This window comes from Streptomyces sp. TLI_185, from assembly GCF_003814765.1.
GTDB lineage: Bacteria > Actinomycetota > Actinomycetes > Streptomycetales > Streptomycetaceae > Streptomyces.
The window spans coordinates 3,752,538-3,774,795 of record NZ_RKRB01000001.1; the positions used below are offsets into that span (position 1 = coordinate 3,752,538).

18 protein-coding genes and 1 pseudogene are annotated in these 22,258 nt (G+C 71.0%); 15 read left to right on the top strand and 4 right to left on the bottom strand.

The annotated features are described in order from the left end of the window. Positions 1-166 precede the first annotated feature (166 nt). Positions 167-898: an LPXTG cell wall anchor domain-containing protein gene (locus tag EDD92_RS17140; RefSeq protein ID WP_123970427.1), complete on the top strand. Its 732-nt coding sequence runs from the start codon at positions 167-169 to the stop codon at positions 896-898. 80 nt (positions 899-978) lie between these two features. Next, positions 979-2,343 (top strand): annotated as a pseudogene (locus EDD92_RS17145) (FAD-binding oxidoreductase). On the opposite strand, the gene EDD92_RS17150 reads toward EDD92_RS17145, so the two are convergent. Continuing rightward, a complete protein-coding gene (locus EDD92_RS17150) occupies positions 2,330-2,908 on the bottom strand; it encodes a biotin transporter BioY (RefSeq protein ID WP_123965128.1) in 579 nt (192 codons plus the stop codon). The pseudogene EDD92_RS17145 and the gene EDD92_RS17150 overlap by 14 nt on opposite strands. 436 nt (positions 2,909-3,344) lie before the next feature. Here EDD92_RS17150 and EDD92_RS17155 point away from each other — a divergent pair, with 436 nt between their 5' ends. The 12 genes from EDD92_RS17155 to EDD92_RS17210 all read left to right on the top strand — a co-directional run bounded on the left by EDD92_RS17155 (position 3,345) and on the right by EDD92_RS17210 (position 14,928). Next, positions 3,345-4,520, top strand: coding sequence for an ROK family protein (locus tag EDD92_RS17155; protein WP_260326569.1), 1,176 nt, complete (start codon positions 3,345-3,347; stop codon positions 4,518-4,520). Positions 4,521-4,771: 251 nt separating this feature from the next. Then, the gene (locus EDD92_RS17160) at positions 4,772-5,839 is read left to right on the top strand and encodes an ABC transporter substrate-binding protein (protein WP_123965130.1); all 1,068 of its coding nucleotides are present in this window, start codon (positions 4,772-4,774) and stop codon (positions 5,837-5,839) included. After that, positions 5,836-6,690, top strand: a complete 855-nt coding sequence (locus EDD92_RS17165; protein ID WP_030934403.1) for an ABC transporter permease — start codon at positions 5,836-5,838, stop codon at positions 6,688-6,690. Before EDD92_RS17160 ends, EDD92_RS17165 begins: the two co-directional genes overlap by 4 nt. Further along, on the top strand, positions 6,666-7,382 hold the full coding sequence (locus tag EDD92_RS17170; protein ID WP_123965131.1) for an ABC transporter ATP-binding protein: 717 nt from the start codon (positions 6,666-6,668) through the stop codon (positions 7,380-7,382). The genes EDD92_RS17165 and EDD92_RS17170 overlap by 25 nt, the downstream gene beginning before the upstream one ends. A gap of 146 nt (positions 7,383-7,528) precedes the next feature. Continuing rightward, complete coding sequence (locus EDD92_RS17175; protein ID WP_123965132.1) at positions 7,529-8,869, top strand: LLM class flavin-dependent oxidoreductase; 1,341 nt, start codon at positions 7,529-7,531, stop codon at positions 8,867-8,869. A gap of 15 nt (positions 8,870-8,884) precedes the next feature. After that, a complete protein-coding gene (locus EDD92_RS17180) occupies positions 8,885-9,790 on the top strand; it encodes a TauD/TfdA family dioxygenase (protein ID WP_123965133.1) in 906 nt (301 codons plus the stop codon). Positions 9,791-9,903: 113 nt separating this feature from the next. Continuing rightward, complete coding sequence (locus EDD92_RS17185; RefSeq protein WP_123965134.1) at positions 9,904-11,286, top strand: amino acid permease; 1,383 nt, start codon at positions 9,904-9,906, stop codon at positions 11,284-11,286. A 109-nt stretch (positions 11,287-11,395) separates the two neighbouring features. Then, positions 11,396-12,037: a superoxide dismutase gene (locus EDD92_RS17190; protein WP_123965135.1), complete on the top strand. Its 642-nt coding sequence runs from the start codon at positions 11,396-11,398 to the stop codon at positions 12,035-12,037. A 327-nt stretch (positions 12,038-12,364) separates the two neighbouring features. Next, a complete protein-coding gene (locus EDD92_RS17195) occupies positions 12,365-12,664 on the top strand; it encodes a WXG100 family type VII secretion target (protein ID WP_030934419.1) in 300 nt (99 codons plus the stop codon). A gap of 97 nt (positions 12,665-12,761) precedes the next feature. Continuing rightward, positions 12,762-13,031 (top strand): hypothetical protein, encoded by a 270-nt coding sequence (locus EDD92_RS17200; RefSeq protein WP_260326570.1) that lies wholly within the window; start codon positions 12,762-12,764, stop codon positions 13,029-13,031. Further along, on the top strand, positions 13,018-13,740 hold the full coding sequence (locus EDD92_RS17205) for a hypothetical protein (RefSeq protein WP_123965137.1): 723 nt from the start codon (positions 13,018-13,020) through the stop codon (positions 13,738-13,740). The genes EDD92_RS17200 and EDD92_RS17205 overlap by 14 nt, the downstream gene beginning before the upstream one ends. A gap of 9 nt (positions 13,741-13,749) precedes the next feature. Next, a complete protein-coding gene (locus tag EDD92_RS17210; protein ID WP_123965138.1) occupies positions 13,750-14,928 on the top strand; it encodes a putative T7SS-secreted protein in 1,179 nt (392 codons plus the stop codon). 107 nt (positions 14,929-15,035) lie between these two features. On the opposite strand, the gene EDD92_RS17215 is transcribed toward EDD92_RS17210, so the two are convergent. After that, positions 15,036-19,415 (bottom strand): FtsK/SpoIIIE domain-containing protein, encoded by a 4,380-nt coding sequence (locus EDD92_RS17215; protein WP_123970428.1) that lies wholly within the window; start codon positions 19,413-19,415, stop codon positions 15,036-15,038. 247 nt (positions 19,416-19,662) lie between these two features. Here EDD92_RS17215 and EDD92_RS17220 point away from each other — a divergent pair, with 247 nt between their 5' ends. Beyond that, a complete protein-coding gene (locus tag EDD92_RS17220) occupies positions 19,663-20,595 on the top strand; it encodes a hypothetical protein (protein ID WP_123965139.1) in 933 nt (310 codons plus the stop codon). Between the two features lie 3 nt (positions 20,596-20,598). On the opposite strand, the gene EDD92_RS17225 is transcribed toward EDD92_RS17220, so the two are convergent. Beyond that, positions 20,599-21,198: a sigma-70 family RNA polymerase sigma factor gene (locus EDD92_RS17225; RefSeq protein ID WP_123965140.1), complete on the bottom strand. Its 600-nt coding sequence runs from the start codon at positions 21,196-21,198 to the stop codon at positions 20,599-20,601. 141 nt (positions 21,199-21,339) lie between these two features. Then, positions 21,340-22,104 (bottom strand): LamG domain-containing protein, encoded by a 765-nt coding sequence (locus EDD92_RS17230; RefSeq protein ID WP_123965141.1) that lies wholly within the window; start codon positions 22,102-22,104, stop codon positions 21,340-21,342. Between the last annotated feature and the right edge of the window lie 154 nt (positions 22,105-22,258).

Consider the following 22,258-nt stretch of genomic DNA (forward strand, 5'->3'; position numbering starts at 1 on the left):
GCACCCCCTCAGCCACCGAAAATCTCTCAACTACCTCAATTACCTCGACTGCGCCCCGACTGAAACACAATGGTCACACTTCATGGCGTACCAGCATAGTGCGGAGAAATCTTGTGGTAGCTCTTCAAGTACTGCGAATTCAGGCGCAGCCAAGGGGGATGTGAACATGAGTTCTCGTCGCACGACGACCATCGCGGGATCGCTGGTCGCGGCATCTTTTTCGGCGGTGATGATCCTTTCCTTCACCGCCAGCGCGGACGACCAGGGGCCCGGCAGCAGCAAGGGGGGAAAGGCCGTCGACGAGGCACCGGCAGGTGTAAAGCTGACCACGCTCCTGCCCTCCAGGATCGCGGTCGACAATGGCTCGCAAAAGACGGCAATCACCGCCACCGTCAAGAACGAGGGGACCAAGGACAGCGGAAAGATCCAGCTTCTGGTCGTCGGTTTCGACGGCCTCACGGTCAAGAGCGTTCAAGGCTGCTCCCAGATTGACGGAAAGAACCTTCCGGCCGGCTCGAACAGCGGTTTCTCCTGCCCGATCGACAATCTCGCCGCCGGCAAGTCGAAGTCGTTCGCCGTCGACGCCACTTACGACCTGCGCAAGACCGGCAAGATCTGCCTGCCCGTGCAGTCCGGTGACGGGAAGAAGACGTACTGGCAGCAGGGGCCGGTTCCGTTCGGTACGACCAACCCGTCGCCGAACGCCCCGGCCACCCCGCTGCTCCTCGGTACCGACAACAAGCCGGTGGCCCCGGCCGGCAGCAGCGAGCTGCCCAAGACCGGTGTCGGGCGCGATGTCCTGCCGCTGGGCGCGGCGGGCGCGTCGCTGCTCGCGGCCGGTGCGGCGGGGCTGTGGTGGTCCTCCCGGCGCCCGGCCCAGCAGCGGCTGCGCGGCTGAGCGCCCTCGCGCACACCGGTCGCCACTCCGCCCGCATAACCTGACGGCACGCGTCAGGTTATGCGGGCACGACGCGTTTCATGAACTCCGTCGACCACACCGTTGACCTGCTCGTCCTCCGTCCCGGCGACCCCGGCTACGACGACGAACTCGCCGGGTTCCAGACCGGGTTCGCCCAGCGTCCCGCCGTTGTCTTCGCCGTCGCCTCCGCCGCCGACGTGATCGCCGCCGTACGGTACGCGGCCGACCACGACCTGCCGTTCGGCGTCCAGGCCACCGGGCACGGACTGCCCGGCGCCTGTGAGGGCGGGGTGCTGGTGACGACGAAGCGGATGGACCGGGTGACCGTCGACCCCGAGACCCGCACCGCCCGCGTCCAGGCGGGCGTCCGCTGGGGGGCAGGTCGTGGCGGCCGCCGAGCCGTACGGTCTGGCCCCGCGAATGGGGGTACCCCCACGCCTTTAAGGCAGTGGGGGAGGCGTAGCGCCGAGCGTCGGCGCCGTGTCCTACACACTGAGCGGCGGACTGGGCATCCTGGCGAGGGAGTTCGGGTACGCGGCCGACCATGTGCGCGCCCTGGACCTCGTCACGGCCGACGGCCGGCTCCGGCATGTGACCCGGGAGTCCGACCCCGATCTGTACTGGGCCCTGCTCGGCGGCGGCCACCACTTCGGCGTCGTCACCGAGCTGGAGGTCGGCCTCGTACGCGTGAGGACGCTCTACGGCGGCTCGCTCGCGTTCGACGGCCGCGAGGTCGATCCGGCGGCCGTGCTGCGAGCGTACGAGGAGTGGACGCGGACCGTGCCCGACGGGCTGACCTCGTCCTTCGCGGCCGTACCGTATCCGGACGTCCCGGCGCTGCCGCCGCAGCTGCGCGGCCGGTACGTCGTCTCCCTGCGCGTCGCGTACACCGGGGCCGACGGTGATGGCCTCGTCGCTCCGCTGCGGGAGTCGGGGCCCGCGCTCGCCGACCCCCTGCGGGAGATGCCGTATGCCGAGAGCCACACGATCCACAGCGACCCGGACTTCCCGCATGCGTACTACGGGGACAGTGCGGTGCTGAGCGAGCTGGACGTGGCGGCCGTCGGTGAGCTGCTCGCCGGGGTCGGTCCGGATGCCGGCGGGCCCCTGTGCGTCGTGCAGATCAACCACCTGGGCGGGGCGCTCGCCCGGCCCGCGCCGAACTCGGTGCCGTATCGCGAAGGGCGTTTCCTGGTGCGGCTGCTGACGGTGGGCGACCGGGACGCGGCGCGCGCGGTGCTGGATCCGGCGTTCGCGCTGCTCGCCCCGGTCACGATCGGGCGTGCGTCAACTTCGCCTTCGGTGCCGGGGACCGGACCGACGGGCTGTACGACGCCACGACGCAGAAGAGGCTCGCCGAGCTGAAGTCGTCGTACGACCCGGCGAACCTCTTCCGCAGGAACTACAGCCTCACCGCTTGTTGACGAGCTTCCAGGCGGTGGGCATGACGCCCATCGCCAGGGCGGCCTTGAGGGCGTCGCCGATCAGGAACGGCGTGAGGCCGGCCGCGATCGCGGCGGACGCGGACATGTCGGCGGCGTAGGCCAGGTACGGGACGCCGACGGCGTAGATGATCGCCTCGCCGAGCAGCATCGTGCCCGCCATGCGCGGCACGGAGCGGTCGGCGCCGCGGCGGGCCAGGGCGCCCACCACGGTGGAGGCGAGGAGCATGCCGAGGATGTAGCCGAAGGAGACGGAGACACCGGAGCTGCCGCCCGCGAACCACGGCACACCGGCGAGTCCGGCCAGCGCGTACAGCACGAGCGAGGCCAGGCCGCGGCTCGCGCCGAGCGTCGTGCCGACCAGCAGAGCGGCGAAGGTCTGGCCGGTCACCGGCACCGGGGAGCCCGGGACGGGGACGGAGATCTGGGCCGCGAGGCCGGTGAGCGCGGCGCCGCCGAGCACGAGTGCCACGTCCCGGACGCGGGACGCGGGGAGGAGGTCGGCGAGGACCTCGCGGGGGCGGGCGGTGGCGGCGGCGGTGCTCATTGGGGACTCCGCGGGTGACGGGGACATGCTGGGACACGGTGACGCTATCCCAGCGGCCTCGAGCCGATCACCGTCAGTGGTCGACAAAGGCTGGAACGCGGGCTTGGTGGGCTCCGGACAAACAGTGCTGGCTACACGGGGTTTTGCGTGATACCGGTCACTGAGGCAGGGAGGCCGTGCTCACCCGGCAGGAGGCGGGCAGGTCTGTAGGGTCTCGCCAAATGAATCCTAGTGGTCTGGCCGGATTCACCTTTTCTGGCCTACCCTTCGAGCCATGGTTGCCCAGGCCCGGAACTTCACGTCGCGTCGCTATGTCGACCTGCGACGCCAGGGTGCTGCCACCTGTCGCCGTCCGGTGTGAGGCGGGCCGCGGCGCGCCTCGACCTCCGAGACGTGTCGGCCCCGTTCCCGAGGACGGTCTCCCATGCCCTCTGCCATGGCATCCACCCTTGCGTCCCCTTCCACTTCCACCCGCCGCCGGACCAGCGCGAGCGTCGTGCTGCGGTCCGTTCTGGAGCACGGCCCGGTGGCCCGCAGCACCATCGCCCGGCTGACCGGTCTTTCGCCGGCGTCGGTGACGGACTACTGCGCCCGGTTCACCGAACTGGGCCTGATCTGCGAGTCGGCCGTGCCCCGGCGGTCGAACGGGGTGGGCCGCCCGCACGTCCCCGTCGACCTGGACGACTCCCGGTTCGTGGTCGGCGGGGTGCATGTGGCGGTGCCGTACACCACGGTCGCGCTGCTCGATCTGCGCGGCCGGGTGGTGGCGCGGCGCGAGCTGAAGCACGAGCGCACCGATCCCGGGTGGGTGCTGGCCCGGGCCGCCGAGGAGCTCGGGGCGCTGCTGGCCGGCCACCCCCGTTGCCGGGCTCTCGGTGTCGGCGTGGCCGTCGGCGGCTGGGTGGACCGGGAGTCCGGGACCGTCGTGGAGCACGCGCTGCTCGGCTGGCGGGACGTTGCGGTGCGGGAGGTGCTCGGCGCGCGCACCGGGCTGCCGGTTCATGTGGACGGCCACGCGCGGGCGCTGGTCAACGCGGAGCGGCTGTTCGGGCGGGCGCGGGGCAGCGGAAGCATGCTGCATCTGTTCGTCGGCAACGTCGTCGACGCGGCCTTCGCCACCCACGACGAGGTGCACCACGGGCCCCGCTCCCAGGCCGGCGCCATCGCGCATCTGCCGGTGCCGGGCGGCACGGAGCCCTGCGCCTGCGGGCGGACCGGCTGCCTGCAGGCCGAGTTGAGCGAGGGGACGCTGTGCCGGCGGGCGCGGGAGGCGGGCGTCACGGACGGTGTGAATCCGATGCACGTGGTCGCGGCGGCCGCCGCGGACGATCCGGAGGCCGTACGGCTGCTGGTGGAGCGGGCGGGCGCGATCGGGCGGGCGGCGCGGCTGCTGCTGGATGTGCTGAATCCGGAGACGGTGGTCGTGACGGAGGTCGGGATCATTCACCGGGAGGACTGCCTGAACGCGTTGCGCGAAGGGGTCGGCGACGAGCGGGCGGCTGCCGTCGTACCGACGAGTTTTCCGGATTCGGTGCTCGCGGTGGCGGGCGGTTCGGTGGCCCTCGACGTGCTCTACCGGGATCCGCTGGCCGCTCGACCTGAGGCTATTTAATTCAGAATCGCGGAATATTGACAGGGCTCACCACCGGCCAGGAACATCGTACTCATGAGCCCGATCGTGAGCTGTCGCACCCTTTGTTGCTGACACGTTGCCGCGTGTGAAGCGCTCATTTCCTCCTGCGTAAATACCGCGCGAATTCCCTCCCCCTGGCGTTCTCCTGCCGGAATTCCGCCTGCGCTCTTCCCCTCCGCGCTCCCCTCTTTTCCTGCGCTCCTCCCCTCTGAACCTCACGGAGTCCTGCCATGCATTCCTCTGCCGTGCCGGGTGTCGACCGACGGCTCTTTCTCACCTCAGTGCTCGGTGCCGCAGCCGGTGTCGCCGGTCTGAGCGGCTGCGCGGGCGGCAGTGCATCCGCCGACAGCAAAGGCGTCTCGACCGCGCCGCTCGCCGACAGGGTCCCGGCCGGTACGAGCCTGAAGATCGCCTCGTATCAGAACACGGAGCAACTCCAGTTCAGGTTGGCCAAGTTGGGCGGCCTGCCGTTCAAGGTGTCGAGCTGGTTGAACATCGGCGCCGGTCCGGACGTGATCAACGCTTTCCGCGCCAAATCCCTGGACGTCGCCAACAACGCGGGAATCCCGCCGATCCAGGCGCACTACCAGGGCTTCGACGCGAAGATCGTCGCAATCAACATCACCCGCAAGCTGAATTACCTCTTCGCCACCAAGCCCGGCAGCGACATCCGGTCGGTCGCCGACTTCAAGGGCAGGAAACTCGCCTTCTCGCAGGGCCAGGCCCAAGGTGTCGTACTCCTGCGGGCGCTGAAGAAGGCGGGACTCAAGTACGACGAGGTCGACCTCGTCCCGCTGACCAGCAACCAGTTCCTGACCGCCCTGCAGTCCGGCCAGGTGGACATCGCACCGCTCCCCAACCAGCAGGCGCCCGCCTATCTGGGGCAGTACGAGTCCAAGGGCGCCCACGCCATCACCACGGACGTCGTCGACCTCCTCAACCTGCTGTGGGCACCGACCTCCGTGCTCAACGACCCCGCGAAGGCCGCCGCGGTCGCCGCGTACATCCCGTACTGGGCCAAGGGCCAGGTCTGGACGTACGAGAACCCCGACGCCTGGAACGAGGAGTTCTACGTCAAGACGCAGAACCTGACCCTCGCGCAGGCCCGCGGCATCAGCAAGCTCGCCAACAAGCCCTTGTTCCCACCGAGTTGGGGCGAAGCGATCAAGTGGGAGCAGGAGACCGCCGATCTGCTGGCGGAGGGCGGCTTCGTGAAGAAGTTCGACGTCTCCTCGCTCTTCGACCACCGCTTCGAGTCCATCGCCGCCAAGGCCGTGCCGGCGGAGTACCGAAGGTGACCGCCGTGACCACCACCACGACCGCCGCACCCCCGGTGCAGGCTAGGGAACAGGCCCATCCGGTACGGCGCCGCCGCCGCGGCCTCTCCCCCGGCAGGCGCCTGCCCGCCTCCAGGCTGATCGGCCCCGCCCTCCTCCTCGCCCTGTGGGCCGCCGCCTCGGCCGCCGGACAGCTCGACCCGGGCGCGATCCCCGCGCCCTGGACGGTGCTGCGGACCGCCGGCCGCCTGTGGAGCGCCGGGACGCTGCCCACGGACATCCTGACCTCCCTCGAACGGGCCGCGTACGGCTTCGCGATCGGCCTCGCGGCCGGGGTCGTCCTGGCGCTGGCCGCCGGCCTCAGCCGGGTCGGCGAGGCGCTGATCGACGGGACCGTGAACCTCAACCGGGCGATCCCGACGCTCGGCCTGATCCCGCTGTTCATCCTCTGGCTGGGCATCGGCGAGACATTCAAGATCGCGATCATCGCGATCGTCGTCTACGTCCCGATCTATCTGAACACGCACTCCGCGCTGTCCGGCATCGACAGCCGCTATGTCGAACTCGCCGAGGTGCAGGGGCTCTCCCGCTTCCGGTTCATCCGCCAGATCGTCGTCCCCGGCGCCCTGCCCGGGTTCTTCGTGGGACTCCGGCTCGGGGTGACCGGCTCCTGGCTGGGCCTGGTGGTTCTTGAGCAGATCAACGCCACCAGCGGACTCGGCTACATGATGTTCCAGGCCCAGAACTACGGCCAGTCCGACGTCATCCTCGTGGGACTGCTCGTCTACGGGATCTTCGGCCTGGTCTCCGACAGCGCGGTCCGTCTCATCGAACGGAGGGTGCTGTCTTGGCGCCGCACACTGAGCAGCTGACCCGGCCCGCCGTCCAACTCCGGGGCCTTACACGGTCGTTCGAGGGGCGGACCGTCCTCGACGGCATTGACCTCGACCTCCCGGCGGGGCAGTTCACGGCGCTGCTCGGGCACAGCGGTTCCGGCAAGAGCACGCTGCTGCGGGCGATCGCGGGCCTGGACCACAAGGTCGCGGGCAGCGGCCGGCTCACGGCCCCGGAGAAGGTGTCCGTGGTCTTCCAGGACTCCCGACTGCTGCCCTGGCGGCGGGTCCTGGACAACGTGCTCCTCGGCCTGGACGGCAAGGACGCCGAGCAGAAGGGCCGCGCGGCCCTCGCCGAGGTGGGCCTCGCCGGCCGGGAGCGGGCATGGCCGAGCGAGCTGTCCGGCGGGGAGGCCCAGCGGGCGGCGCTGGCGCGGTCGCTGGTCCGTGAGCCCGAACTGCTTCTGGCCGATGAGCCGTTCGGGGCGCTGGACGCACTTACGCGCATCAAGATGCACGCCCTGCTGCGGGAGCTGTGGCGGCGGCATCAGCCGTCGGTACTGCTCGTCACGCATGACGTGGACGAGGCGATCGTGCTCGCCGAGCGGGTGCTTGTTCTGGACTCCGGGCGGATCGCGCTCGATCTGGCCATCGAGCGGGATGCGCCGGCGCGCGGCGAGTACCGGGAGCGGTTGCTGGCGGCGTTGGGGGTGACCGAAGGCTTGGAGTGACCGGCCTCGGGGGCTGCCGCCCCCGACCCCCCGCTTCGGCCCTCAAGGGGCCTGCCTCGTCCTCAATCGCCGGACGGGCTGAAATGCCGCGACCGGAGCTCACCAGAACCGGACGGGCTGAAAAACCAAGTAGCAAAGGACACCCCATGCCCCGCCAGCTCCACCTCAACGCCTTCCTCATGAACACCGGCCATCACGAAGCCTCCTGGCGGCTTCCCGAAAGCGATCCGTACGCGCACGTCGAGCTGGGCCACTATGTGCGGCTCGCCAGGATCGCCGAACGCGGAACCTTCGACTCGCTCTTTCTCGCCGACGGGCCGCAGCTGTGGGGCAGTCTCGCCCAGCGCCCCGCGGGCGCCCTGGAGCCGCTGACCCTGCTGACCGCGCTGGCGACGGCCACCGAGCACATCGGGCTGATCGCCACCGCCTCCACCTCGTACAACTCCCCCTACAACCTGGCCCGCAAGTTCGCCTCCCTGGACATCATCAGCGGCGGCCGGGCGGGCTGGAACATCGTCACCACGGCGGGTGCCGAGGCCGCGCGCAACTTCGGTCTGGAGCACGAGCCCGCCCACGCGGACCGGTACGCCCGCGCCGCCGAGTTCCTCGACGTGGCGCTGAAGCTCTGGGACAGCTGGGAGGACGACGCCGTCGTCGGCGACAAGGCCGCCGGCGTCTGGGGCGACGACACGAAGATCCATCCGCCCCGGCACCAGGGGACGTACTTCAGCGTCGAGGGCGCGCTCAATGTGCCCCGTTCGCCGCAGGGTTACCCACTGCTCGTGCAGGCGGGTTCGAGCGAGGACGGGAAGGCGTTCGCGGCGCGGTACGCGGAGGCGGTGTTCACCGCGCAGCAGACCCTGGCCGACGCCCGGGCCTTCTACGCCGACCTCAAGTCCCGTACGGCGACGGCCGGCCGGGATCCCGGGCACATCAAGGTGCTGCCCGGGATCGTGCCGGTCATCGGGTCGACGGAGGCCGAGGCGCGGGCGAACGAGCAGGTCCTGGAGGACCACATCGTGTACACGCACGGCGTGGACCGGCTGGAGCGGCTTCTCCAACTCCCGGAGGGGACGCTGGAACTGGACGCCCGACTGCCGTCCGACCTGCCGCCCGAGGACGCGATCGAGGGTGCCAAGAGCCGCTACACGCTCGTCGTCGAACTCGCCCGGCGCGAGCGTCTCACCGTCCGGCAGCTGATCGGCCGGCTCGGCGGCGGACGCGGCCACCTCACCTTCGCGGGCACGCCCGAGCAGGTCGCCGACGCGATCGAGACGTGGTTCACGCAGGGCGCCGCCGACGGGTTCAACATCATGCCCGCCGTGCTGCCCTCCGGGCTCGAGACCTTCGTCGACCAGGTCGTCCCGATCCTCCGCGCCCGCGGTCTGCTCCGGAGCGAGTACGGCCCCCGCCAGACCCTCCGGGAGCGCTACGGCCTCCCCCGCCCCGCCAACCAGTACGCCCCTCAGGAACCCGCCCTCGTCTGAAAGGACCGGCCACCCATGTCAGTCATCGAAATCCAGAAGGTCACCGCCCACATCGGCGCCCGCATCTCCGGCGTCGACATCTCCAAGCCCCTCGACGAGGAGACGGCCGCCGCGATCCGCGAGGCCCTCAACGTCCACAAGGCGCTCGTCTTCGACGACGTGCACCTCGACGACGCCGGCCAGCAGGCCTTCGTCCGCCACCTCGGTGACGTCACCACCGCCCATCCGACGGTCTCCTCCGTGGACGGCGTCCCGAACGTCCTGCCCGTCGACAGTGAGCGCGGCCGCGCCGCCAACCACTGGCACACGGACGTCACCTTCGTCCTGAACCCGCCGCAGGCCAGCACCCTGCGCTCCCTCACGGTCCCGCCGTACGGCGGCGAGACCCTGATCGCCAGCTCCGCGGCCGCCTACCGCCAACTGCCCGACTCGCTGCGCCAGTTGGCGGACACTCTGTGGGCGGAGCACACCAACGACTACGACTACGCCGTAGCGGAGGAGGAGCTCGACGAGCAGCAGGCCGCCCAGCGCGCCCAGTTCACGTCGATCAAGTACCGCACGGTCCACCCCGTGGTGCGCGTGCACCCGCTGACCGGGGAGCGCGGACTGTTCATCGGCGGGTTCGCGCAGCGCATCGTCGGTCTGTCGCCGGGCGAGTCGCGCAAGATCCTCGACCTGCTCCAGGCGTATGTCACCCGGCCGGAGAACATCCTGCGCCACCGCTGGTCGGAGAACCAGCTCGTCCTCTTCGACAACCGCATCACGCAGCACTACGCCGTCGACAACTACGACGGTCTGCCGCGCCGCCTGCACCGCGTGACCGTCGCCGGTGACGTCCCGGTCGGCATCGAGGGCAAGGAGAGCTACTCGATACAGGGCGACGCCTCGCACTACACATCCGTGGCGTCCGTAGCCGCGTAGTCACAGCATGTAGCGGTAGTGTCCGGATAATGGGCAGCCTCTCCTCCTGACCGGAGAGGCTGCCCAGACTGTGGGCGTTTTTGCCCATCTCATGGACTGGACGAGCCGCGCCCATGCCCAGCAGCACCACCGAGGTCGAGTCGCCGCCGCAGGCGCACGCCGACGCCACCCTGTCCCACGGCCTCAAGCAGCGCCACCTGTCGATGATCGCCCTCGGCGGGGTCATCGGCGCCGGTCTGTTCGTAGGCTCCGGCGCGGGTATCGCCGCCGCCGGACCTTCCATCGTCGTCGCCTACACGCTCTCCGGTCTCCTCGTGATGCTGGTGATGCGGATGCTGGGCGAGATGTCGGCCGCGTATCCGTCGTCGGGTTCGTTCTCGGCGCATGCGGAACGGGCGATCGGGCCATGGGCGGGCTTCACCGCCGGCTGGTCCTTCTGGGTGCTCCTGTGCACGGCCGTCGGCCTGGAGGGCATCGGTGCCGCGAAGATCGTGACGGGCTGGCTGCCGCACACACCCGAGTGGGGCTGGGTGGCCCTGTTCATGGTCGTGTTCTGTGTCGCGAACCTGGCCGCCGTGAAGAACTTCGGCGAGTTCGAGTTCTGGTTCGCGGCCCTGAAGGTCGGCGCGATCAGCCTGTTCCTGGTGCTGGGCGTGCTCGCCATCGCGGGTGTGCTCCCCGGCACGGACGCCCCGGGCACGGCGAACCTGACCGAGTTCCTGCCGAACGGCAGCGAGGGCCTGATCGTCGGAGTGCTCGCCTCGATCTTCGCGTACGGCGGCCTGGAGACCGTCACCATCGCGGCGGCCGAGTCGCAGGACCCGGTGCGGGGCGTGGCGAGCGCCGTCCGCACCGCGATGTGGCGCATCGCGCTGTTCTACATCGGCTCGATGGCGGTCGTCGTGACGCTCGTCCCCTGGGACTCGAAGGAGGTCGTCGAGAAGGGCCCGTACGTCGCCGCCCTCGACCACCTCGGCATCCCGGGCGCCGGGCAGCTCATGAACGTGGTCGTCCTGGTCGCCCTGCTCTCCGCCATGAACGCCAACATCTACGGCTCCTCGCGCATCGCCTACTCCCTCGTCGAGCGCGGCCAGGGCCCGAAGGTGCTGGGCCGGCTGTCGGGCGGCGTCCCGCGGATCGCCGTCCTCGCCTCCTCCGTCTTCGGCTTCGTCTGTGTCGTCCTGAGCTACTGGCGCCCGGACGACGTCTTTCCCTGGCTGCTGAACATGATCGGCGGGGTGATCCTGGTCGTCTGGGGCTTCATCGCGGTCAGCCAGCTGCGGTTGCGTGCCCGGCTGAACCGGGAGGCGCCCGAGAAGCTGGTGGTCCGGATGTGGGCGTTCCCGTGGCTGACCTGGGTGGCGCTGGCGGGCATGGCGGCGATCTTCGTCCTGATGGCCCGGGAGCCCGGCACCCGGGTGCAGCTCTACTACACCGGCGGGATGACGGCCGTCCTGGCGGCGGTGGGGTACGCCTGGCAACGGGCCAGGCGCTGACGACGGCCGCCTCACGAAGAAGCCCCCGTGTACACACGGGGGCTTTTTATTGTTAGCGTTGAGTTGTAGTTGCAAGTTACTTGCAATAAGAGTTCCGGAGGGGACCCCCATGCCCGTCTACACGCTTCCTGACCTGCCGTACGACTACTCCGCACTCGCGCCCGTGATCAGTCCCGAGATCATCGAGCTGCACCACGACAAGCACCATGCCGCGTATGTGAAGGGCGCCAACGACACGCTGGAGCAGCTCGCGGAGGCACGGGACAAGGAGTCGTGGGCGGCGGTCAACGGGCTGGAGAAGAACCTGGCCTTCCATCTGTCCGGGCACATCCTGCACTCGATCTACTGGCGGAACATGACGGGTGACGGCGGCGGTGAGCCGCTGGCGGCGGACGGGGTGGGCGACCTCGCGGACGCGATCGCCGAGTCCTTCGGGTCGTTCGCCGGCTTCCGGGCGCAGCTGTCGAAGGCCGCCGCCACCACCCAGGGCTCGGGCTGGGGCGTCCTCGCGTACGAGCCGCTGAGCGGTCGGCTCGTCGTCGAGCAGGTCTACGACCACCAGGGCAATGTCGGGCAGGGCTCGGTGCCGATCCTCGTCTTCGACGCCTGGGAGCACGCCTTCTACCTCCAGTACCGCAACCAGAAGGTGGACTTCGTCGAGGCGATGTGGCGGGTCGTCAACTGGCAGGACGTGGCGCGGCGTTACGAGGCGGCCAGGTCCCGCGCGGATGTCTTGCTGCTCGCGCCGTAAGGCATACATGAAGCGTCCTGCTCGTGATCGTCTTCTCACCTTTCACGGGGCAGGCGGATGAAGAGGAAGGCCCTCGCGAGGACGTGACTCGCCAGGGCCTTCCTTGTGTCATGCCTCGGGCCGTCTCCCTGCCGGCGGCCTCGACGCCCTCCACGACGAACCGGCATGGCCGGGAAGGCCCGCTTGACACCAGTCGCCCGGCGCCCGTGGCCTGCCGCTTTCGTCACCGTTCCGCAACAGGCATGAACCGCCCAGGCAGGTGCCCCGTAGAGCCGGGTGTGAGCGGCCGAGCGGCCGCGGCGATCCGGAACGAGAGAAGGAACCGACATGGCCGGCGGCAACATCAAGATCAGCCCGGACGAGATGCGGGAGGCGTCGACCTGGCTGCAGCACCAGAAGGAACTGATGCAGCAGAGCCTCCACGAGGCCAACACCAAGATGGACGAGATGGTCGAGGCGGCCTACGCGACGCCGGGCTCCGAGAGCAAGTTCCGTCCGTTCTGGGAGGAGTACAAGAACGGCACCGAGAAGGCGATCGAGGGCCTTCAGGGCGTCAGCGAGTTCATCAAGCAGGTCGCCGACGCGTTCGTCGACACCGACGACCAGACGTCCGGCGCCATCGGCTGACTTCTTGGCCACGGCCGGGTTCCGTGACGTTCCGGTGCCACGGAACCCGGCCTGTGCGGGGAGAGAAAGGGGCGTCATGTCGCGCATTCACATACCGGTGGACGAACTCGCCGACACCATGGCCGCGCTGCAGGACATCCGCGAACGGATCGACAAGACCGCGAAGTTGAGCAATGTCGGTTCGGAGGACGATGTGGGCGACTCCGGTCTGATCTCGGCCGTCAACGGTTTCGACCACGCATGGTCGGCCGGCCACGAACGGGTCCAGGAGAACGTGGACACGTTCAAGAAGGCCGCGCAGGGCATCGTCGACAACTTCACCGACACGGACAACGAAGCTGCAAAGGCTATGGATGAACCCGCTTGAGGTACAGGACGGGGACGGGCGGCCGCGGCTGCTGCCTTCTGATGAGCGGCCGTCGGGCGCTCCGGCGCGCTACACGCTGAAATATCCGTCCAGTTGGTCGCACCTCGACCTCGACCCGAACACCAGGGATGTGGCAATCCGGCGCCGCATCGAGGAGCAGGCGAAGGGCGTGGAGGTCGAGCGCGAGCGGGTGGACGCCCTGATCCGGGACACCCGCAAGAGCGCGCGCGAAGCCTACGCCCAGGGCGCCCTGCAGGTCGGCTACCTGCTCGGGTTCCTCGCGGACGGCAGCACGCTGAACGCCACGGCGATGGTGCTGCGGACCCGGATCCCCGAGGGCGAGCCGACCGACCTGCCACAGATGATGCTCGCCGCGGGCGTGCAGAACAGCCGGACCTCGGTCGGGCGGGGTTCCGACCTGAACCGCGTGGAGATCATGGAACTGCCCGAGGTGGGCAGCGTGGGGCGGATGACCTCGCTCGAGGACTTCGACTACTTCGGGCAGGCCACGATCCGCACCGCCGTGCACCAGGTGGTGATCCCCGTGCCGTCGAGCCGGGACCTGATGATCCTCGCCAGTACGACGCCCAACATCAGCTTGGCGGAGAAGTTCTTCGAGGTGTTCGACGCCGTCGCCGGGACCTTCCGGTTCCACGACCCCGAGGACCCTCCCCAGGACGCCGTCGCCGGCGCCGAGAACGAGAAGTGAGGGCGGGACATGGCACGGCCACCGCAGGCCGACTGGGAATCGGTGTTCGGCTTCTCGTCGGACCCGACACCCGGCGACCCCGAGATTCTTGAGAAACTCGCCTCGGAATACCGGTCCATCTCCAACGACGCCCAGTCCGCCCACTCCGTCGTCGCCCGGCTGGACTCCGACGAGCTCGGCGAGGGCAAGTCCATGGAGGCGCTGCGGACGCAGCTCAAAGAACTGCCCACGCAGGTGGGCAAGCTCCAGTCGTCCTACGAGGCGGCCGCCGACGCGATCGCGAAGTACGCCATCCGCCTCCGGGAGAGCCAGGACCAGGCGGACCGGGCGCTGGAAACGGGCCGCGAGGCGAAACAACGGCTGGACTCGGCCATCTCGGTGGCGTCCGCGGCGAGCGCCCATCTGAAGAGCCTCGACAGTGCGGAGGCCCCGCCGCCCGACGACGAGGCGGCCCGGAGCAACGCCCGGCGTGCCCTGGCCGATGCACAGCAGGCGGACCAGTCCGCCGCGCAGTCCGTCGAGTCGGCTCAGGCGGATCTGGAGGCCGCCCGGCTGCTGGCCCTCGACGCTCAGGAACTCCGCACTTCCGACGCGGGTGTGGCCAAGCGCGAGCTGGAGGAGGCCGAGGGCGAGGCGGTCAAGGGGAAGAGCTTCTGGGACAAGATCGGGGACATCCTGAACCAGGTCTTCTCCGTCATCGGAGCCGTTCTCGGTGTCATCGCCATGTTCGTCGCCGGCCCCATCGGCATCGCTCTCACCATCGGCGCTCTTGCCTTCGGGGCCGCTTCGCTGGGCCTCACCATCGGGAAGGGGATCGATACCGGGCACTGGGACATCGTGGGCATTGTCCTGGGAGTGGTGGGGCTCGCCGCGGGAGGGGTCGCCGTCATCGCCGGTAAGGGCATCGGCGCCCTGGGGAAGGTCGGCCTGGGGCAGTGGATCAAGAACCTCTTCAAGAAGTGGTATCCGGTGGGAACCTTCGAGAGGCCACCGGTGATTGAGCTCGACTTCGTAGGAGGGGGGGCCAGTGTCGCCATCCCCGCCATCGTAGTGAGCGGTGCCCGGCCGGGGCTGTCGGTGCTGGACGGCATACTGAACGGGCTGGGGCTCATCACCGGCATCGGCGGCCTCATCTACGGGCCCATCGAGTTCAGCGGACACGCGCCGGGCGGGGCTGTGGACGTGTGAGGCCGCTCGCCGGGCTCCGGGCCGTGAGCCGCAGTCACGGCACCGTCCACGGCTGAGGGCTCCCGCCGCGTCACCGGCGGGAGCCCTCGATCCGAGTGGACGACCGGTCAGTCCACGGCCTTCGGAAGCACCGTCTCCGGGACCTGGACGGTGCGCAGCACGCCGTCGCCCAGGTGCAGGATCGCCCGGCCCGGGCGGGTCGCGCCCAGACGGCTGCGGGGCACCTTGACGCCGATGAGTTCGCCGTCGCTCATGTTCTGCGGCTTCAGCAGCAGTCCGCACCGGTGGCGGCGGGCCTCGGTGTGCCAGCCGGAGAACCCGGAGGAGAGCCGGTCGGTCTGCCCGGCGATCACCAGACCCCGGCGGGTCTCGGTACCGGACTTGGCGATCCGGGTGAGGACGGACTCGGCCTTCGTCTTCAGCAGCAGGTCGCCGTCGTCCAGGAGCACCACCGCCCCCTTCGGCGAGGACGCCAGTGCCTCTTCCAGCGCGATGGGGTCGATGTCGGACTCGTCGAACACCGCGAGGACGCCGGGCCGTCCGGCGAGGCGGCGCAACGGCGACCTGGCGGGAGCACCGACGACGACGGGCATCCCGACCGACAGCAGCGAGAGTGCCAGCGTCGCCAGGACGGTGCTGCGGCCCGAGCGGGCGGGGCCGGCGACGAGGAAGGTCGGCGTAAGGCCGAAGTCCGGTCCGAACGCGGTGAGTTCGTCGCCGCCGACACCGGCCAGGGCCCAGCGTGCGGACTTCAGCGGCTGCGGCACGTACCGGACCGCCTCCTCCCAGCTGAGCCGGTCCGGCAGGGTGTCGACGCGGAAGGGCCGGGTGGCGGCCGGCAGGTGGACCGCGTGCCGGCGGCACTGCTCGGCGATCCGCTGGAGCGCCGCGGCCTGCGCCTGGCCCTCCGGGTTGTCCGTGAGGAGTGCGATCTGCACCTCCGCCTTGTCGGCGGCGCGGAAGGCGCGGCCCGGCGGGATCTCGTCGGGCACGTTCCGCTGGGTGATCCCGATCATGGCGTACTCGGACTTCTCGTTCAGCTTCAGCACGAGCTTGTCCTCGGTGGAGCCGTTGACCCGGCTGGAGAACAGCGCCCGGTCGCCGGTCACGACCAGGTGGATGCCGACGCTCCCGCCGTCCCGGAGCAGGGTCAGTACGGCGTTCAGCAGGTTCCCGGCGTCGTACTCGCCGAGCTGCTTGTCGAAGACCTCCCAGCGGTCGATGAAGAGCACGATGTGCGGCGGCCGTTCATCCTCCGGCAGGCTGCGGCGCAGCTCCGGCAGGTCGGCACTGCCGTGGGCGGCGAGCAGCTCCTGGCGCCGGGCGAGCTCCGCCGTCAGCCGGGCGAGCAGCCTGGCCACCCGGTCGGGCTGGGTGCGCTGGGTGACGGCGCCGCAGTGCGGCAGCCCCTCCATCGCCAGCAGGGCGCCGTTGCCGCAGTCGATGCCGTACATGTGCAGCCGGTCCGGGGCGTGTGCGTGGGCCAGGGTGCCGGCGATGGTGCGCAGCGTCTGCGACCTGCCCTGCCGGGGCGAGCCGATGATGTGCAGGTGCCCGAGGGTGGCGGGGTCGATCACCAGGGGGCGGCGGGCCTGCTGGGCGGGCAGGTCCACCACACCGTACGCGACGGGCGCGAGGTCGTAGTCCGAGGGCGGGGCAGGCGGCAGTTCGCCGGTGACCAGCTGCTCGGGCAGCGGCGGCAGCCAGGGGCTGTGCTGCGCGGGGATGCCCATCTCCCGGTCCGCCTCGCGGATCGCCGTGACGAGTCCGGCGAGGTCGGTCTCCACCTCGGCGGGGGCGGCCACCGCGCGGGGCCGCGGCGGGAGCGGTTCGCCGAGCCGCTCCCAGCCGACCACCACCGCCCAGGGGGCCGGCAGCGAGCTCGCCGTGGCGCCGGGCCGACGGCCGCCGACCCGTCCGGACTGGAACGGCACGAGGGAGTTCTGGCCCAGGCGCACATAGGCGCGGCCGGGTGTGCTCTGCGAGATCGACGCGGCCTCGGGCGAGTTGAGGACGTCCTGGCTCTCGCCGGCGTCCGTCACCCGGAGCGCGATGCGCAGATTGGTGTTGGCGCGGATCTCCGAAGAGACGACGCCACTGGGGCGCTGCGTCGCCAGGATCAGATGGATGCCGAGGCTGCGGCCCCGCTGTGCGATGTTGACCAGGCCCTTCACGAAGTCCGGCAGGTCACGCACCATCGAGGCGAACTCGTCGATGACGATGAGCAGCCGGGGCATCGGGGTGCGGCCGGCCGGGTTGCGCTCCAGCAGCTCGACGTAGTCCTCGATGTCCTTGGCACCGGCCTCGGCGAGGACGTGCTCGCGCCGGGTGAGTTCCGCCGTGAGGGACACCAGGGCCCGCTCGACGAGGTGGGCGTCGAGGTCGGTGACCATGCCGACGGTGTGCGGCAGGTCCACGCAGTCCTTGAACGCGGAGCCGCCCTTGTAGTCGACGAGGACGAACGTCATCGCGTCCGGACGGTTCGCCACCGCGAGCGAGGCGACCAGCGTCTGGAGGAGTTCGGACTTGCCGGATCCGGTGGTACCGGCGACCAGCGCGTGCGGGCCGTCGCGCCGCAGGTCCAGGAAGAACGGGCCGTCCAGGGAGACGCCGACGGCCGCCCGGGTCGAGCGGCCCCCGGCCGCCCAGCGCGCCCGGATACCGGCGGCCTGCGGCGGGTCGAGGGCGAGCACGTCGAGCAGCCGCGCGGCACCGGGGAGCACCGCGGCCTCCTCGTCGGCCCCGCCCGGGTCCCGCAGCGGGCCCATCGCCCGGGCCAGCGAACGGCACCAGTCCAGGGACACCCCGTCGGGCCGGATGCCGCCGATGGTGCCCTTCCCGGAGCGTCCCACCCGCACGGTTCCGCCGGGCTCCTCGACGACGACGGCGTGACACTCCTCGGGCAGCAGCCGCTCCTCGGCGTCCAGGCAGACCGCGCGAACGCCGACGGACGGTCCGTCGCGCAGGATCTGCGCCACGCCGGGCAGCGAACGCAGCCTGCGGGCCCCGTCGAGGACGACGAGCACGTCGGGTCCGCCGGGCCGGCTGCGGCGGTCCTCCCCGCCGGCGCGCTCGGCGATCAGCGCAGCCAGTTCGGCGACCCGCCGGGCGCAGCTCTCCGTGCCGTAGCCGATGCTGGCCGGGATGTCGCCGGACTTCTTGCGCACGTGCGGCAGCCAGCGCAGCCAGGACCAGGCGTCCCGGCCCGGGCCGCCGGTCGTCAGCAAGTGGATCTGGAGGTCACGGGGGCTGTGCAGGACGGCGGCCTGGGCGACCGCCCACCGTGCCACGGCGCGCGCGGCCGGGCCCTCGCCGGCGATTCCCAGCACGTCGTGCTCGCGCAGCGCAACGGTCACCGGGACGTCGTATGCGGTCCAGGGGTCCTGGCGGCGGTGTTCGTCCTTGGTCGGGTCCTGGAGCACCACGTCGGAGGGCAGGTCGGCGGTCCCGATACGCAGTTCCAGGAAGTCGGCGTCCGTGGTGCGGCGTTCCCACAGGCGGCGCCGGGGGCCGACGGCGGTCAGGACGACCTCGGCCGGGTCCGGGAAACCGCGGCGCCGGGCGGTGCGTTCGGCCGCCAGGGCCTGCTTCGCGTCGCCCTCGATACGTGCCTTCTTCTCCTTGTAGGCGGCGACCGCATCCGCGTGGGACTGGCGTCCGCTGCGCCGGTTCACCAGATAGTTGCCGAGGATCGCGACCGGGGAGAGCAGCCCGAACAGCAGCATCGACAGGCGGCCGAAGACCAGCACGCCCGCACCCGCCATCACCAGCGGCGCGGCCGCGGTGATCCACGGCATCGGGCGGGCGGCGGGCGCCGCGGGCGGGGAGGGCAGGACGAAGCGGGTGGCGTTCACCGGCGGCCGCAGCCGCGGCGGTCTGTTGTAGTCCTGGCCCGCGCCGTCCTCGGACGGCTGCAGGGCCGCGTCCGGCCGCTCCGGCAGGGCGAGTTCGAGCAGGCTGCCGCCGACGAGGAGCTGTTCGCCGACCGCCCAGGCGGTGGGCTCGGCGAGGTCCTCGCGGTCCAGTTGCAGGGGGCCGCCGTCCGCGGACTCGTCGGGTGCCACCCGGCAGCGCCCTCCGGGGCCCACCGTCAGGACGGCGAACGGACGGTCCGGTACGGTGCCCAGCACCTGGGCGGTCCCGTCGTTTGCCAGCCCGATCCGGTACTCGCCGATGCCGAGCCGGCGCACCGCGCCCGCCCCGGTCCCGCCGACCGTACGGACCTCCACCAGCCCGTCCGGTTCGGCCGACGAGGTGCCCGCCGGGCGGCCCAGGCCGACGACGGCCGCGTGGTGCAGCTGCGCGTCCCGCAGCGTCAGGTCCGCCGGCAGCAGGCGGTCGCCGGCGTACAGGCCGAGGCCCTCCGGGGGCCGGTGGACGCCGCCCGCCTCGGCCAGCGCCGCCGCGACGGCGCTCAGGGGCGTGTCGGGGTCGGCGTCGAGGTGGACGTCGAACGCGTCACCGTCCCCCTCCACCACGGTCAACATCAACGACACGGAACGTCCTCCAGCCTGCGTGAACGGGGGCCGCGGGATTGATGCCAGTCGGCTCCCGAGCCACTGAAATGGCCTACGGGGCGGGCCCGCGGATGGTTCACGAACACGTGGTGAACCATCCGCAGGCCGGGCCCGTAGTGGCCTTTGGGTGCACGGTGCCGCGACGTCGCCGCGCCGCCGCCCCCGCCTGTGACCGTCCCGGCTCCGTCGCCGGGGCGTCCCGACAAGGAGTCAGAAGATGATCTGGTACGTCCTGGCCGTGGTGCTGGGGCTGGCGCTGGTCGGGGCGGTGGCCGCGCTGGTCGTCACCGAGTGGCGGGCGCGCCCGCCGAAGCCCGTCGCCGCCTCGGCCGCCGTCGTGGGACGGCAGGCACTGGACGTGGTCGACGCCGGCCTGCGCCGGCTGACGGGCGAGTGCCTGCGCTCCGGCCGGTCGCTGCCGGACCTGTACGCCGTCGTCTACTCCGGGGAGCGGCTCGGAGTGCTGCTGGCCGGTGCGGAGGAGACCGCCCCCGCGCCCTGGACCGCCGAGGCGGACGGCGAGCGCTGGACGATCTCGCCCGACGACCTGCACCGCCGCGGTCCGGAGGGCGAGCCGGCCCTGCCGTACGCGCTGACCGTGACCGTGGGACTGGACGGGCCCGAGCGGGTGCTGGTCGACCTCTCCCGGGCGACGGGGCCGATCTCCGTGACGGGCCCGGACGAGGAAGTGCGCAGCCTGGTGCGGGCCCTCGTCGTCGAGACACTCTCCGGCCCGGTGGGAGCCCTCGCCGAGGTCACCCTGGTGGGATCCCTTGCCGACGACGGGCTCGTGGCCGGCGACGCGCGGCGCAGCTCGCGTCTGCACACCGCGGCCACCCTGGGGGAGGCGTTCGCCAAGGGGGCCCCGGGTTGGCCGGAGTCCGACGACGCCGAAGTCACCCAGGTCTCCTGGGTGATCGAGGGCAGCAGCCGGACCGCCGTCGAGGACGAGGCGCCGCGCCTGTTCGTCGTGGACGCCTCGCAGCTCCCGCAGCGGGAAGGGGCGTTGGCCGCTCTGCGGCGCGGGGACGCGCTGCTGGTGGTCGGTGAGGCACCCGCGGGATGGCGCTGGCGGGCCGGTGCCGACGGCTCGCTCGACACCGGACCGCTCGGCCTGGAGATCACCCGGCATGTGGGGCGTTTCGCATGAGTCTCAGCAGGCCTCGCGGTCCAGGCCGTCCATGTCCAGGCCGTCCATGTGCAGCCCGCGGCGGTGCAGTGCCTCCCGCAGGGCGCGGGCCGCATAGTGCGTCCGCGACTTGACCGTGCCCGGCGGAACGCCGAGGATCTCGGCCGTCTGGTTGACGCTGCGCCCCAGGTAGTGCACGTGCAGCAGGACCTCGCGCTGCGCCGGCCGCAGATCCCGCATCGCCTCGACGAGGACCAGGGAGGTGAGGACGTGGTCCACGTCGTCGGAGACCGGCAGGTGGACGAGTTCCGGGTCGCCGTCCTCCGGTGGCCGGGCCTGACGGGCCCGGTGGCCGTCGATGACGAGATTGCGCAACACGGTGAACAGCCACGGTCGCGCCGAGTCATCGGCCGGGTCGATCTCCTCGGCGTGCCGCCAGGCGCGTATCGCGACCTCCTGGAGGATGTCTTCGGCGCGGTGCCAGTCACCCTCCAGCCGCCGCGCGGCGAACTGCAGCAATGCGGTGCCGTGGAAGTGGTAGAGGGCTCTGAGGAAGTCGTCGGGGCGGGAGTCCACCGGGGCGGGACGGGGTATCCGGTCCCCGCTCGAAGTGCTGGCCGGCAAAGGCCTGTTCCTCTCCGGTCGTCTGTGCAGCAGACGGGTCGGCCGGCTGCGGGAGAGCCGGCGGGGGCCGCCGCGAGCGGTCGTGCGCGCCGTGCGGCGTGTCCGCCGGCCTGCGGCGGTGAACCCGCCCCGGCGTCACCGTCAGTGCGGCTCGCGGGAGGACAGGGACCGGACCTCACGGGACGTCAGTTCCCGCTGGTAGATGTGCACGTCGGCGATGTCGCCCTGCCAGTAGTCGGCCGGCTTCCCGTTGAACCTGGCGCGTCCGATCACCACGTCACCGGTGGGCTCCACGCCACTGGTGGCCACCCTGCTTCCCGCCAGCCGACCGTCGACGTAGAGCCGCATCAGGTGGTCGTTCTGGCGGTAGGTGCCCGTGAGGTGGTACCAGCGGCCGGCCTGCGGCTTCCCGACCGCCTGCGCGAGGGTGCGGGCGCCGGAGAAGCTGAACGCGAAGCTGTGGTCCGACCCGGAGTACTGGAGGAAGAACGTGCTGACCCCGTCGCCGTCCTGGGACACCGCGGTGTGGAAGCCGTCCATGTCGTCGGCGGTGATCCGCACCCGTGCGGCGACCGAGTAGTCCTTGCCCCGGGTGTCGAGCCGTGAGCCGGTCTCGGCGTATCCGCTGGTGCCGTCCAGCTGCAGGGCGCCGCCCGTGGGACCGTCGGCCCACTGCGTGCCGCCGCGGGTCACGGCGTCGTGCTGTCCCGCCTTCGCGGTGCCGGACCGGTGCAGGGGCCACCACCCGACGCCGCGCAGCGCCCCGGCGCCCGGACCGGAGACGGCCGGCTTCGCCCCGGCCTGCTCCTGCCCGGATCCCTGGGCGCGCACCAGGTGCACGACGACAAAGGCCAGCGCGACGGCCAGTACGGTGATCGCTGTGATGAGCGACCATCTGCGCTTCATGAGTCTCCCCGAGACGTAAGGCGTAGATGTATCACTGTAGATCACATGTACGACCGAAAAGCGGCTCACCCCACGCCGTACTCGCCGATCGGCAGACAAGGTCCCATGAACTCCCGCTCATAATCCGCCAGTTGCACTCGCACTGCGCACGCAG